This window comes from Sphingomonas yabuuchiae, from assembly GCF_001477495.1.
Classification (GTDB): domain Bacteria; phylum Pseudomonadota; class Alphaproteobacteria; order Sphingomonadales; family Sphingomonadaceae; genus Sphingomonas; species Sphingomonas yabuuchiae_A.
The window spans coordinates 59,589-72,751 of record NZ_LDTF01000063.1 but is presented as its reverse complement, the minus strand read 5'-3'; the positions used below and the strand labels follow the sequence as shown (position 1 = coordinate 72,751).

Annotated in this window: 12 protein-coding genes and 1 pseudogene; 4 read left to right on the top strand and 9 right to left on the bottom strand. The window is 68.0% G+C overall.

Translation table 11 applies throughout. The features are described from left to right. The 3 genes and pseudogenes from NS355_RS11985 to NS355_RS11975 all read left to right on the top strand — a co-directional run. Positions 1 to 568 (top strand): annotated as a pseudogene (locus NS355_RS11985) (hypothetical protein); the annotation flags it as partial. A 35-nt stretch (positions 569 to 603) separates the two neighbouring features. Then, the gene (locus tag NS355_RS11980; RefSeq protein ID WP_058745918.1) at positions 604 to 1,656 is read left to right on the top strand and encodes a hypothetical protein; all 1,053 of its coding nucleotides are present in this window, start codon (positions 604 to 606) and stop codon (positions 1,654 to 1,656) included. A 5-nt stretch (positions 1,657 to 1,661) separates the two neighbouring features. Beyond that, complete coding sequence (locus tag NS355_RS11975) at positions 1,662 to 3,005, top strand: sensor histidine kinase (protein WP_058745933.1); 1,344 nt, start codon at positions 1,662 to 1,664, stop codon at positions 3,003 to 3,005. Between the two features lie 111 nt (positions 3,006 to 3,116). Here NS355_RS11975 and NS355_RS11970 read toward each other — a convergent pair whose 3' ends face one another. From NS355_RS11970 to gltX, 3 genes are read right to left on the bottom strand one after another with little or no spacing between them, the layout of a single operon-like run. After that, entirely contained in the window at positions 3,117 to 3,326 is a 210-nt protein-coding gene (locus NS355_RS11970; RefSeq protein WP_058745917.1) for a hypothetical protein, read from the bottom strand. Between the two features lie 3 nt (positions 3,327 to 3,329). Then, a complete protein-coding gene (locus NS355_RS11965; RefSeq protein ID WP_058745916.1) occupies positions 3,330 to 4,613 on the bottom strand; it encodes a citrate synthase in 1,284 nt (427 codons plus the stop codon). 2 nt (positions 4,614 to 4,615) lie between these two features. Beyond that, positions 4,616 to 6,016 (bottom strand): glutamate--tRNA ligase, encoded by a 1,401-nt coding sequence (gene gltX, locus NS355_RS11960; RefSeq protein ID WP_058745932.1) that lies wholly within the window; start codon positions 6,014 to 6,016, stop codon positions 4,616 to 4,618. A gap of 114 nt (positions 6,017 to 6,130) precedes the next feature. On the opposite strand from gltX, the gene NS355_RS11955 reads away from it, so the two are divergent. Continuing rightward, complete coding sequence (locus tag NS355_RS11955; protein WP_209445075.1) at positions 6,131 to 8,215, top strand: ComEC/Rec2 family competence protein; 2,085 nt, start codon at positions 6,131 to 6,133, stop codon at positions 8,213 to 8,215. Positions 8,216 to 8,321: 106 nt separating this feature from the next. On the opposite strand, the gene lexA is transcribed toward NS355_RS11955, so the two are convergent. From lexA to NS355_RS11925, 6 genes are all read right to left on the bottom strand, one after another. Further along, positions 8,322 to 9,002 (bottom strand): transcriptional repressor LexA, encoded by a 681-nt coding sequence (gene lexA, locus NS355_RS11950; RefSeq protein ID WP_058745915.1) that lies wholly within the window; start codon positions 9,000 to 9,002, stop codon positions 8,322 to 8,324. Between the two features lie 55 nt (positions 9,003 to 9,057). Next, positions 9,058 to 10,233, bottom strand: a complete 1,176-nt coding sequence (locus NS355_RS11945) for a molybdopterin molybdotransferase MoeA (protein ID WP_430727011.1) — start codon at positions 10,231 to 10,233, stop codon at positions 9,058 to 9,060. A gap of 65 nt (positions 10,234 to 10,298) precedes the next feature. After that, a complete protein-coding gene (gene moaC, locus NS355_RS11940) occupies positions 10,299 to 10,766 on the bottom strand; it encodes a cyclic pyranopterin monophosphate synthase MoaC (protein ID WP_058745913.1) in 468 nt (155 codons plus the stop codon). Beyond that, the gene (gene trpC, locus NS355_RS11935) at positions 10,763 to 11,539 is read right to left on the bottom strand and encodes an indole-3-glycerol phosphate synthase TrpC (RefSeq protein ID WP_058745912.1); all 777 of its coding nucleotides are present in this window, start codon (positions 11,537 to 11,539) and stop codon (positions 10,763 to 10,765) included. The genes moaC and trpC overlap by 4 nt, the downstream gene beginning before the upstream one ends. Next, entirely contained in the window at positions 11,536 to 12,531 is a 996-nt protein-coding gene (trpD, locus tag NS355_RS11930) for an anthranilate phosphoribosyltransferase (RefSeq protein WP_058745911.1), read from the bottom strand. Before trpD ends, trpC begins: the two co-directional genes overlap by 4 nt. Next, positions 12,528 to 13,142, bottom strand: a complete 615-nt coding sequence (locus tag NS355_RS11925) for an anthranilate synthase component II (RefSeq protein WP_058745930.1) — start codon at positions 13,140 to 13,142, stop codon at positions 12,528 to 12,530. The genes trpD and NS355_RS11925 overlap by 4 nt, the downstream gene beginning before the upstream one ends. Between the last annotated feature and the right edge of the window lie 21 nt (positions 13,143 to 13,163).

The window sequence follows — 13,163 nt, the reverse complement described above, 5'->3', positions numbered from 1 at the left end:
GCTGGTGTCGGGACGGCGGAGCTGGTTCGATCGCTACATCCTGGCCCCCATTGCGCGCCTCGCGCTGCCGCGCCTGGTCGAGCGGTCGGTGCCCGCCCATGTCGCTGGCGGGGTAGGGGCCGGGCTGGGGCTGCTTGGACTGGTAGTGATCCTGTCCGGCTTTCCGGCTTTCGGCCTGCTGATCGCCATTGCGGGAGCGCTGGGGCTGGGGCTGGGCGAGACGCTGGCGGGGTTGCGCGACGAACAGGGGGCGGCGCGCGCCGGGTCGGCGGCCATCGCGGCACTGTCCGGGCTGGCCGTGGCGGCGCTCGGGTGGCAGGACTTCCGTGTGTCGGGTGAGGATATCGCGCCGGTACTGGCCCTGATGCTGATCATTCTCGGAATCTTGGCGGAACGGGCCGGGCTGTATCGCTTTCGGCGGCGGTGGTGGGCCAGTCCGCCTGCCTATCTGCTGGTGCTTTTCCCCGCCGCGCTGGCCGGAATCGTAACTTGGGGCCTGGCGCTGGCGAGCATCTATGCGATCGTAACTTTAACGTCCGCAATCGAGACATTGCGCGGCCAAGTTTAGTGTCGCTTTAACGTCAAAGGGGTTAGCGGTGCCCCATGGCGGTCGAACCGGACCCACATCACGCCTCTCCATGGCATGCCACGCGGCTGTCCGACCGCGTCGCGGCGGCGCGCGTGCGTGCGGCGGGACGGCGGCGGGGCGCGGTGCTGGACCTGCGGCTGGATGCCGAATCACGCTTGAGCGATCAGGTCCGGTTCGAGGTGACGGCGCGGCTGCACCATCTGGTCGAGACGATCGCGCACGACGTGCTGCAACAGGCCGACCGGGTCATGCCGGAGGGCGCGCGGCACCCCCAGCCTGAAGAGGTCTTGCGGCTTCTCCATCGCGCGGATGCGCTGGCCGACCCGTCACTGGTCGACGAACTGGTCGCGCAGGTCCGGCAGGGCCTGATTGCCCGCGCGCTACCCATAGAGAGCATGGCCGGTGACGCGCCGAGCCTGCTGGTCCGCCTGACCGAGGCCCCCGACCGGATCGTCGCCGCCGCCGCGCGGGCGGTGCTGCTGGCCGATGGGCGTTCGCGCGAAGGCGATGAGGCGGTGGGCCTGCCGGCGCGACTACACGACCGGCTGGTCTGGACCGTGGCGGCGGCCCTGCGCAATGGCGACGATCCGGCCTGGGACCGGGCACTGGCGCAAGCGGTCGAGCGTGTCCTGGCGGCGCGCGATGACGGTGAACGGCCGGGCCTGCCCGCGATGCGGCTGGCCGCGGCGATCGACGCGCGGTCAGGCGAATTGCCCGACCTGCTGCTCGAAAGCCTGTCCGACCGGCAATTGGGTTTGTTCGTCGCCCTGCTCACCCATGCGCTGGGCATCGAACATGACATGGTGCGCGAGATCGTGCTGGAGCCCGAAGGCGACCGGCTTTGGCTCGCCCTGCGGTCGCTGGACCAGGATCGGCCGGTGATCGCGCGGATCGGATTGTCGCTGTGCGAGGCGGACGGGCGACGCGATGTCGACGACTTTGCCGAGGCGCTGGATGCGATCATGGCCATTCCCGCCGAAGAGGCGCGCCGGGCCATCGCATCGCTGAGCCTGCCCGCGCCCTTCCGTGCGGCGATCGAGCGGCTGGAAGGCGCGCATCGCCGATGAGTTCGATGAACAGTCCTGGCGAATCGATGGTCGCGCGCGCCATTCTGGACGCGGGCGATCACATCCTGTCGGCTGATCCTCCCATCGAACTGCTTCATATGCGTGCGGGGGGGAGTGCGGGTGATTGCCTGGCGGTGGCCCCCATCGCCCGGATCGCCCGGCTGGCCCGGCGGCTGGGCATCACGGTGTCGCGGCAGGTAATGGTCGCCGATGACGAGGGCGATCTCGACCTGTGGGTACAGGCCCGCCCCGAAACCGGGCAGATCCGCCTGAGCGTCAGCGGCTGGCGGGATCGGGACGCATGGAAGCCGCGCGCGACCCCGCCGGACCATGCCGCGATGGGCGCGGACTTCCGCTGGGAAACCGATGCGGCGCTGCGTCTGACGTTCGTGTCGCCGGGTGCGGGGATACGCCATGGCTTCGAGGTGCCAGCGATGCTGGGGCGGCCGCTGGCGTCGCTCTTCGCTTTCGATTCCGGGGCGGCACTGCTGGACGAGGGCGCGCCGCTCGACGGGCGTGGCGCGCGGTTGCGGCCGACCGATGCACCGGTTCGGCTGTCGGCGGCGATCCGCCATGACGCCATGGGGGGCATCGCCGGGCTGGTCGGGGCGACCTATCTGATCGACGAGCCGGGAGAGGGCACGGACGACGCCTTGCTGCATCCCGGCGCATCACCGCTGACCGAGACATTTACCGCCGGGCTCGACCGCGCCCTGCGCACGCCGCTCGCGCGGATCGTCGCCAATGCCGACAGCATCGCGGCGCGCAGCGACGGGCCGATTGCCGCCGAATATGCGGAATATGCCAATGACATCGCGCATGCCGGGCGGCATCTGATCGGGCTGGTCGACAATCTGGTCGAGTTGCAGGCGATCGAGCAGCCCGATTTCCGGCTGGCCGCCATGCCGATCGACCTTGCGGACGTCGCCCGCCGCGCCTCGGGCTTGCTGGGCGTGCGCGCGGATGCCGCGAGCGTGACGATCCGCAGGCCTGGCGCGGGTGAAGCGATGCCCGCCATCGGGGATTTCGGTCGGTGTCTCCAGATCCTCATCAACCTGATCGGCAATGCGATCCGTTACACCCCGCGCGGCGGCGAGGTAGAGGTCACGGTCGAGCGCGACGGGGAATGGGCAGTGGTCAGCGTCACCGATCACGGCAAGGGCATCGCGCTTGAAGACCAGATCCGCATCTTCGAGAAATTCGAGCGGGTCGACCCCAGCGAGCCCGGCGGCAACGGCCTGGGTCTCTATATCGCCCGCCGCCTGGCACGGGCGATGGGCGGCGATCTGTGGGTCGAAAGCCAGCCGAGCGAGGGCGCGACCTTCCACCTTCGCCTTCGGATGCGCTGAGTCCTAAGCCAACTCCGCTCCCTTTCAGGGGCGGGGCTCCCGTTCACCCTGCGCTATCAACAAAAAAAGGGCTCCCGAAGGAGCCCTTTCTCTTGTCGCACTGGTAGTCGGTCAGCGCCGCCGGGGCAGCCGCCGCGCGACCAGGATCAGCGCCAGTCCCGCGATCGCGACAAAGGCGCCGCGATCCGCCCATTCGCCCCGACCGAGCATGAAGCTCTGTTCGGGCCAATGGATGTAACCCAGGCCCTGACCGATCCATAATCCCCCCGTCAGCGCCAGCATGACGCCGATGGCGATCAGGATCGGCCGGACCCGGTTCATGACTTAGCGCTGCTCGACGGGAACGTAAGAACGCTGCGTCGGGCCGGTGTACAGCTGACGCGGGCGGCCGATCTTCTGGTCGGGATCGGTGATCATCTCGTTCCACTGCGCAACCCAGCCGACGGTGCGGGCGAGGGCGAACAGCACGGTGAACATCTCGGTCGGGAAGCCGATCGCCGACAGGATGACGCCCGAATAGAAGTCGACGTTCGGGAACAGCTTCTTCTCGACGAAATAGTCATCGTTCAGCGCGATCTCTTCGAGGCGCAGCGCCGTCTCGAACAGCGGATCGTTGACCTTCAGCGCGTCGAACACTTCGCGCACGGTCTTCTGCATCACGGTCGCGCGCGGGTCGTAGTTCTTGTAGACGCGGTGACCGAAGCCCATCAGGCGGAACGGATCGTTCTTGTCCTTGGCGCGCGCGATGAATTCGGGGATGCGCTCGGGCGTGCCGATCTCGCGCAGCATGTTGAGCGCGGCTTCGTTCGCGCCGCCATGCGCCGGACCCCAGAGGCAGGCGATGCCCGCCGCGATGCACGCGAACGGATTCGCACCCGACGAACCTGCCAGACGCACGGTCGAGGTCGACGCGTTCTGCTCGTGATCGGCGTGCAGGATGAAGATGCGGTCCATCGCCTTTTCGACGGCCGGGTTCACCTCATAGGGCTCGGCCGGAACGCCGAAGGTCATGCGCAGGAAGTTGCCGGTGTAGGACAGCGAGTTGTCCGGGTACAGGAAGGGCTGGCCCACGCTGTACTTGTACGCCATCGCCGCGATCGTCGGGATCTTGGCGATCAGGCGGTGCGAGGCGATGGTGCGCTGCACCGGGTCATGAATGTCGGTCGAATCGTGATAGAAGGCCGACAGCGCGCCGACGACGCCGCACATGATCGCCATCGGGTGCGCATCGCGGCGGAAGCCACGGAAGAACGCCGCCAGCTGCTCATGCACCATGGTGTGGCGCGTGATGGTGGTAGTGAATTCCGACAGCTCGCCCTGGTTGGGCAGTTCGCCGTTCAGCAGGAGGTACGCGACCTCCATGAAGCTGCTATTCTCGGCCAGTTCGCCGATCGGATAGCCGCGGTGCAGCAGAACGCCTTCGTCGCCGTCGATATAGGTCAGCTCCGACCGGCACGACGCGGTCGAGGTGAAGCCGGGATCATAGGTGAAGGCACCCGTCTGGGCATAGAGCTTGCGGATATCGACCACGTCCGGGCCGATCGAGCCCGACATGACCGGATAGTCAAAGCCCTTGCCGCCGATTTCGAATTTCGCGGTGTCGCTCATACTCAATGATCCTTCCTATCTGCGGTCATCTGGTCCGCAATCCGCCCCAGACTTTCCTCGCGGCCCAGCAAAACGAGCACGTCGAAAATCCCCGGGGACGTCTTGCGTCCGGTCAAGGCAGCGCGGAGCGGCTGGGCGACCTGTCCGAGCTTTACGCCCTCGGCTTCGGCCACCTTGCGTACCGCGTCTTCCAAAAGCTCCGTATCCCAGTTGTGCACCGCGTCAAGCGCGGTGTGAACGGAAAAGAGAATGCCCCGTGCCTTTTCATCGAGCAGGCCGGTGGCGGCGTCGTCCAGGCTCAACGGACGGGTCGCGAAAAGGAAGCGCGCGCCGTCCGCCAATTCGTTCAAATTCGCCGCACGCGGCTTCAGCGACGGCATGGCGGCGGTCAGCAGCGCGATGTCCTCGACACCCATACGCTTGGCGGTCAGCTCGGCCAGACGGGCGTCGTCGGCTTCGCGGATATAATGGCCGTTGAGGTTTTCCAGCTTCTTCAGGTCGAAACGCGACGGGGCCTTGCCCACGGCGGCGAGGTCGAACCATTTCACCGCTTCGTCCCGCGCGATGATCTCGGCATCGCCATGACCCCAGCCCAGGCGGAGCAGGTAATTGTCGAGTGCTTCGGGCAGGATGCCCATCTCGTCGCGATAGGCCTCGATCCCGACCGCGCCGTGGCGCTTTGACAGCTTGGCGCCGTCCGATCCGTGGATCAACGGGATATGGGCATAGATGGGCTCTGCCCAGCCCATCGCCTTGTAGATCGGCAATTGGCGGAAGGCGTTGTTCAGGTGATCGTCGCCACGGATGACATGGGTCACGCCCATGTCATGGTCGTCGACCACGACCGCCAGCATGTAGGTCGGCGTGCCGTCGGACCGCAGGAGGACCAGATCGTCCAGCTCGGCATTCTGCACGGTGACGCTGCCCTGCACGCGGTCCTCGATCGTCACCGCTCCCTCGCGTGGGGCACGCAGGCGGACGACGAAGGGCTGGCCCTCGGGCGCGGTGGCGGGATCGGCGTCGCGCCAGGGCGAGCGGATGCGCAACGGCTGCTTGGCGGCCTGTGCGGCTTCACGCTGCGCGGCGATCTCTTCCTGCGTCATGTAGCAGCGATAGGCATGGCCCCGCTCCATCATCTCGCGGGCGACCTCGGCATGGCGGTCGGCACGGGCGAACTGGAACACGGCGTCGCCGTCCCAGTCCAGGCCCAGCCAGCGCATGCCGTCCAGGATCGCGTCGATCGCGGGCTGGGTCGAGCGGGCGCGATCGGTATCCTCGATGCGCAGCAGGAACTTGCCGCCATTCGCCCGCGCGAACAACCAGTTGAACAGCGCGGTGCGCGCGCCGCCGATGTGAAGGAATCCGGTCGGCGAGGGCGCGAAACGGGTCACGACTCCGCTCATGGTCGATCCGGTGGCGATATCATGTGTTGCGCTCAACCGCGCATACTCCCAGCATAAGATTCGATGGCCCAGTCAGCCGCCGCAGCCCCTAGCATCAAGCGTCCGCGCCGCCAAATGCCGCGCCTTCTTGCGCTGGAACAATGGGCCGAGGCCGAGCGGAACCAGATCCCGCTATGGACGCCGGTGATGCTGGGGGCGGGGATCGCCGCATGGTTCGTGCTCCCCGATCCGCGAGCCTGGGCGGCGATGGTGCTGGCCATCGGGGGCGTCGGGCTGGCGGCCGCGACCTTGTCCGATGGCGGACGGGTGATGCGGGCGATCGGTCTGGGCGCGTTGCTGATGCTGGCGGGGCTGCTGCTGGCCTGGGCCCGCGCGGAGTCGGTGCGGGCACCGGTTCTGGCCCGGCCGGTGATGGCGGACATGATCGCCGAGGTCGAGGCGGCGGAGCCCTTGGCGGCGCGGCAGATCGTTCGGTTGATGCTGCGACCGGTTCGGGCGCGGGACGGGCGCGGGCGGGTTTTAGTTCTGCCGCCGCGCATCCGGATATCACTGCCGCAAGAGGATGCGCCGATGGGATTGGGGCCGGGCGCACGGGTCCGGTTGCGGGCGCGGCTGATGCCGCCGGCGGGTCCGGTCGCGCCCGGCGGCTATGATTTCGCGCGTGCGGCGTGGTTTCAGGGGATCGGTGCCACGGGGCGCGGCTTTGCGCCCGTACAGATGCCGCACGGGGCCGACCGGCAACCCGGATTGCGCCAGCGCCTGTCGCAGCGGATCACGGCTCAGCTTCCGGGCAGCGCGGGCGGGATCGCGGCGGCGCTGGCGACGGGCGATGTCGGCGCCATTGCGCAGGACGATGCGGAGGCGATGCGGCGGGCGGGGCTGGCGCATCTCCTGTCGGTCAGCGGTCTTCACATCACGGCGGTCGTCGGGATCGTCATGGTGCTGACCATCAGGCTGCTGGCGCTCTGGCCGTGGCTGGCGTTGCGGGTTCGACTGCCGTTGGTCGGAGCTGCAGCGGGAGCCGTTGCCGCCGTCGGATATACGTGGCTGACCGGAGCGGAGGTTCCGACGATACGCTCCTGTGTCGCGGCGATGCTGGTCCTGGCGGCGCTGGCCATGGGGCGGGAAGCGATGACCCTGCGCCTCGTCGCGGCGGGGGCGTTGATCGTGCTGATCTTCCGGCCCGAGGCATTGGTGGGGGCCAGTTTCCAGCTCTCCTTTGCCGCGATCACCGCCATCGTCGCGCTTCATGAGCATCCGGCGGTTCGCCGCTGGCTGGGGCCGCATCCGGACTGGCGCTGGGCGGCCTTGCGGCATTTGGGCGCGTTGCTGTTGACCGGACTGGTGGTCGAGGCGGCGCTGATGCCGATCGCCGTCTATCATTTCCACAAGGCGGGGCTTTACGGCGCGCTGGCCAATATCGTCGCTATTCCCTGGACGACCTTTATCGCCATGCCGCTGGAAATGATCGCCTTGTTGCTGGAGCCCATGGGGCTGGGCGGTCCCGTCTGGTGGTTGCTCGGACAGGCGCTGGGCCTGTTGTTGAAGCTGGCCCATGCGGTGTCCGCTATGCCGGGGTCGGTGGTTGCCCTGCCCGTGGCGTCGGGATGGGCGTTCGCGCTGGCCGTTGCGGGAGGACTTTGGATCGCGCTTTGGCGGACCCGGTGGCGATGGCTCGGGACGCCCGCGGTGATGACCGGTCTATGCGTGATGCTGATCGCCACCGCGCCCGACCTTGTCGTCACGGGGGACGGTCGCCATGCCGGGATCGCGATGGGGCATGGCATGGCGCTGCTCCGTGACCGCGCGGGGGATTATATGCGGACCACCCTGTCCGAACTCATCGGCACCGATGCCGAACCGCTGGCGCTGGCCGATCAGCCGGCGGCACGTTGCGGGAGGGATATGTGTGTCACCGTGTTGGAGAAGGGCGGGCGGCGCTGGCGGATCGCGGCGACACGCAGCGGCTATCCGGTGCCATGGACACAACTCGTGGCGCTTTGCGGTCGGGTGGATGTCGTGATCGCCGACCGTCGCCTGCCCGTTGCGTGTCAGCCCCGCTGGTTGAAACTGGACAGCACCGTTTTGAAGCGGACTGGCGGGGTGTCCCTTCGGCTCGATCCGCCGATGGTGCGGATGGTGCGTCGGCCCGGCGATCGGCATCCTTGGTCGATGACGGGACAAAGGGGCGGGCTATAGGCCCCGCTGTCGATCAAGGGTGATATGAGGCCGGGTCCAAACCGGGATTGCGGGCAAAGCCATCCCACGCCGGATCAGAACGCATCGGGGAGGCTTCGCTCCGCCCTCACTCGTAGCGGCGCAAGATACCAGACAGCTTGCCCTGCACCCGCACCTGCGCAGGCGCGTAACGCTGCGGATCATAGGCCCGGTTCGCGGGATCGAGGCGGACCATCGAGCCTTCGCGGCGGAAATATTTCAGCGTCGCCTCGCTCTCGTCGATCAGCGCGACCACGATCTGTCCGTCGCGCGCCACATCGGTACGGCGGATCAGCGCATAGTCGCCGTCGAGAATGCCCGCCTCGACCATCGAATCGCCGGATACCTCCAGCGCATAATGTTCGCCCGAGCCGAGCAGCGCGGCGGGTACGGCCAGCATCGAACTGCCCTCAAACGCTTCAATCGGCAAACCGGCAGCGATCCTGCCATGGAGCGGGATTTCGACCACGTCATTCGCTGGTTCGGCTGCCGGACGTGCGGCGGGTGTACGGACATTGCCGGACGGGGCTTCGGTCGCCGCGGTCTTTTCCGGCCGATCGGGCATTCGCAACACTTCCAGCGCGCGGGCGCGGTTCGGCAGGCGGCGGATGAAGTGGCGTTCCTCCAGCGCGGAGATCAGGCGGTGGACACCCGACTTGGACTTGAGGTCCAGCGCCTCCTTCATCTCCTCAAAGGACGGCGAGACGCCGGTTTCCTTCAAACGGTCGTTGATGAAGCAGACAAGCTCATGCTGCTTTGCGGTGAGCATCGCGATCCTCCGTCCAGAACAGACGTGGAACTTATATGGAACGTTTTGGCTTGCGTCAAGCGAGCATCAGGATTTCCGCCGAGTCGCCCATGGCGGCGGCGGGGGCATGTGGCGGGCGGACGATCAGGCACGTCGACCGCGCCAGGGTCAGAAGCATGGAGCTGTCCTGAATGGCGGCCGCATGAACCCGCCCATCGATCATTGCTGCGCGCAAATAGTCGATGCGCGGACCATTGGCGGGCAAATCCTCGCCGAGCACGGCGGGGATAGGCTTGGGCAGGGGATCGGCGGCACCGGCTAGATGGGCGATCAGCGGGCGCACGAACAGCGTCGCGGTGACGAAGGCCGAGACGGGATTGCCGGGCAGGCTGAGCACCACGGTCTGGCCAAGACGCCCCGCCATCATCGGCTTGCCGGGGCGGAGCGCGATACGCCAGAAATCCACACTCCCGCCGGCCGCCTTGAGGGCAGGCTGGACCAGATCATGATCGCCGACCGAGGCTCCACCGGTCGTAACCAGCAAATCCGCCTCGACCGCGGCAAAGGCGTCGCGGAGCTTGTCCAAATCATCGGGCAGGATGCCCAGATCGATGATCTCGACCGGCAGGTCGCCCAGCATTGCCGCCAGCATGACGCCGTTCGATTCGGGCAGGGCGGCGGGATCGGCGCTGCCGGGGGGAACCAGTTCGTCGCCGGTCGCGGCGATCGCGACCCGGACGGTCGGGCGGACGGGCAGGGTGGCATGGCCACCCGTCGCCGCCACCGCGATCCGCGCGGCCGTCAGCCGCTGCCCGGCGGCGATCAGGGTTACGCCTTCCGAAAAATCGAGCCCACGCCGCCGCACATTGCGGCCGCGATGGCCGGGGCCTTCACCCGCTAGCGTCAGGGCGGCACCGTCGCGGCCCGCTTCCTCCTGAATGAGAACGGTGTCGGCCCCCTGAGGTAGCGCGGCGCCGGTGAAGATGCGGGTCGCCTGCCCCCGTTCGACCGAGCCGCCGAAGGGCCGCCCCGCTGCGCTTTCGCCGATGACGGTCCATGGCCCCGGCATATCTTGAAAACGGATCGCATAGCCGTCCATCGCCGACAGGTCCTGCGCGGGCTGGGTTCGCCGCGCGGTCACGTCGCGCGCGGCCCAGCGTCCGGCGGCTTCGCGCAAGGGCAGTTCGACGATGGGGCGCTCGCTGGCCAGAGCGAGCAATCGGGCCTGGGCTTCGGGGACGGGGAGAAGAATGACGGTCGCTCCTTTTGGCCCAAGGACGCTCTGGCGCGGCGTCCGTTCCCCCGCGATCGGGGGCGTCAGACGTGCCAGTCGCCCGACTTGCCGCCGGTTTTCGCGATCAGGCGAATATCGCCGATCGTCATGCGCTTATCGAGCGCCTTCGCCATGTCGTACACGGTCAACAGCGTCACCGACACGGCGGTCAGCGCCTCCATCTCGACACCGGTCTGGCCCGCCGTTGCGACTGTGGCGGTGGCGGTGACGCCCTCCTCGTCCAGCGCCAGGTCGATCTCCACCTTGCTCAGCGGCAGGGGATGGCAGAGGGGGATGAGGTCGCTGGTCTTTTTGGCGGCCATGATGCCCGCCACGCGCGCGACCGCCAGCACGTCCCCCTTCTGGATGCTGCCCGCACGGATCGCAGCGGCGGCCTCGCGGGTCATGGCGATGCGCCCTTGCGCCACCGCCTGTCGGGCCGTCACCGCCTTGGCCCCGACATCGACCATGCGGGCCGAACCCTCCTCGTCGAGATGGGTGAGGCCGCTCATCCGATCAAAGCGCGGGTCGCCGCCTCGACATCGTGCTGGCGCATCAGCGCTTCGCCGACCAGGAAGCAATGAATGCCGTGCGCGGCCATTGCGTCCAGATCCTCGCGGCTGGTCAGCCCGCTTTCGGCGACGAAGGTGCTGCCCTTGGGGGCATGGGCCACCAGCTCATAGGTTCGCTGGAAATCGACGGTGAAGTCCCTGAGATCGCGGTTGTTCACCCCGATCAACCGCGACTTCAACCGCGCGGCGCGCTCCATCTCGGCGGCGTCGTGCACCTCGACCAAGGCGTCCATGCCGCATTCGATCGCGGCGGCCTCGATCTCCTGCATCTGGGTGTCGTCCAGGGCGGCGACGATGATCAGGATGGCGTCGGCCCCCAGCGCGCGGGATTCGTGCACCTGCCAGGGGTCGACCATGAAATCCTTGCGCAGCACCGGGATCGATACCGCCCCGCGCGCCTGCTCCAGGAACACGTCCGCCCCCTGGAACCAGCGCTCGTCGGTCAGGACCGACAGGCAGGCGGCACCCCCGGCCTCATAGGCGCGCGCATGGGCGGGAGGATCGAAATCGGCGCGGATGAGGCCCTTGGAGGGGCTGGCCTTCTTCACCTCGGCGATCAGCGCATGGCCGGTCTTGGCATCCAGCGCGGCACGGAATCCGCGCGGCGCGGAGACGGTTGCGATCTTGGCGTCCAGATCGGCATGCGACATGGTCGCCTTGCGCGCTGCGACATCGGCACGCTTGGTTTCCAGGATGCGGTCGAGCATCGTCATCGGTAAGCAATCCATCGATCGAGAAGCGCCGCAGCCTCGCCGGTGTCGATGGCGCGAGCGGCGGCGACCGCGCCTTGGCGAAGGTCGGTGCTGTGCCCGGCGACCAGCAACGCGGCGGCGGCATTGAGGAGAACCGCGTCGCGATACGCGCCCGGCTCCCCGGCGAGAAGACGGCGAAGCGCCTCGGCATTGTGCCGCGCGTCGCCGCCACGAATGGCGGTAATGGAATGGCGGGGCAGGCCCGCATCCTCCGGGGTGATGGTCGCGGGCGCCGCGATATCGCCGACCGAGACCGCGATGCTGGGACCCGCGCCGGACAGCTCGTCCAGCCCTTCCTCGCCCGACACGACCAGTGCCGCCTCGGCCCCCAATTGCTCCAGCGCCTCGGCATAGACGGTCGCATAGTCGGGACGCGCGATCCCGATCAGCTGTCGCCCGACATGCGCCGGATTGGCGAGCGGCCCCATCAGGTTGAAGATCGTCCGCCGCCCGATCCTGCGGCGGATCGGGGTGATCCGCGCCATGGCGGGGTGATGATTGGCGGCGAACAGGAAGGCTATGCCGATATCGTTAAGGCTGGACTCCGCCACCGCCCCTGCGCGCTCCATGTCGAGGCCCAGCACTTCCAACGTGTCCGCCGCGCCCGCCTTGGACGAGGCGGCGCGGTTGCCATGCTTGGCGACCGGCACGCCCAGCGCCGCCACGACCAGCGACACGGCGGTCGACACGTTCAGCGTATGGTGCCCGTCACCTCCGGTCCCGCACACATCGACGGTGCCCTTGGGCGCTTCGACCGGAATGACGCGCTGACGCATGGCGCGTGCGGCCTCCGCGATCTCGATCGAGGTCTCGCCCCGCTCGGTCAGGCCGATCAGAAAGGCCGCGATCGCCTCATCTTCGGCGCGACCGTCCAATATGTCGGCAAAGGCGGCCGCTGCCGTCTCGCGCGACAAGGGGCTGGCGGTATCGGGGAGCAGCGCGACGGTCGTCACGCGGCGTTCTCCACCGGGGGACGCAGCCGCTCGGGCAGCTCATGCGCCACGCCCGCTTCGCGCAGGAAATTGGCCAGCATGGCATGGCCATATTCGGTGGCGATGCTCTCCGGGTGGAACTGGACACCGTGGATCGGCAGCGTCGCATGGCGGAAGCCCATGACCGTCCCATCCTCGGCGCGCGCGTTGACGACCAGAGTGTCGGGCACGTCGTTGACGATCAGCGAGTGATAGCGCGTCGCGGTGAAGGGCGAGGGCAGGCCCCGGAACAGCCCGGTGCCGTCATGCAGCACCGGCGAGGTCTTGCCGTGCATCAGCCCGCCCCGCTCGACCAAGCCGCCGAAATGCTGCCCGATCGCCTGATGGCCGAGGCACACGCCCAGCAGCGGCCGACCCGCATCGGCGGCGGCGGCGACCAGGTCCAGGCTGACGCCCGCCTCGGTCGGCGTGCACGGGCCGGGGGAGATGAGAAAGGCTTGCGCCCCCGACGAGAGCGCTTGGCCCGCCGAGATCGCGTCGTTGCGGACCACCTCTACCTCGCTGCCCAATTCCTGAAGATAATGGACGAGGTTCCAGGTGAAGCTGTCGTAATTGTCGACGACCAGGATCATGGCACCGCCATAGCCGATCGC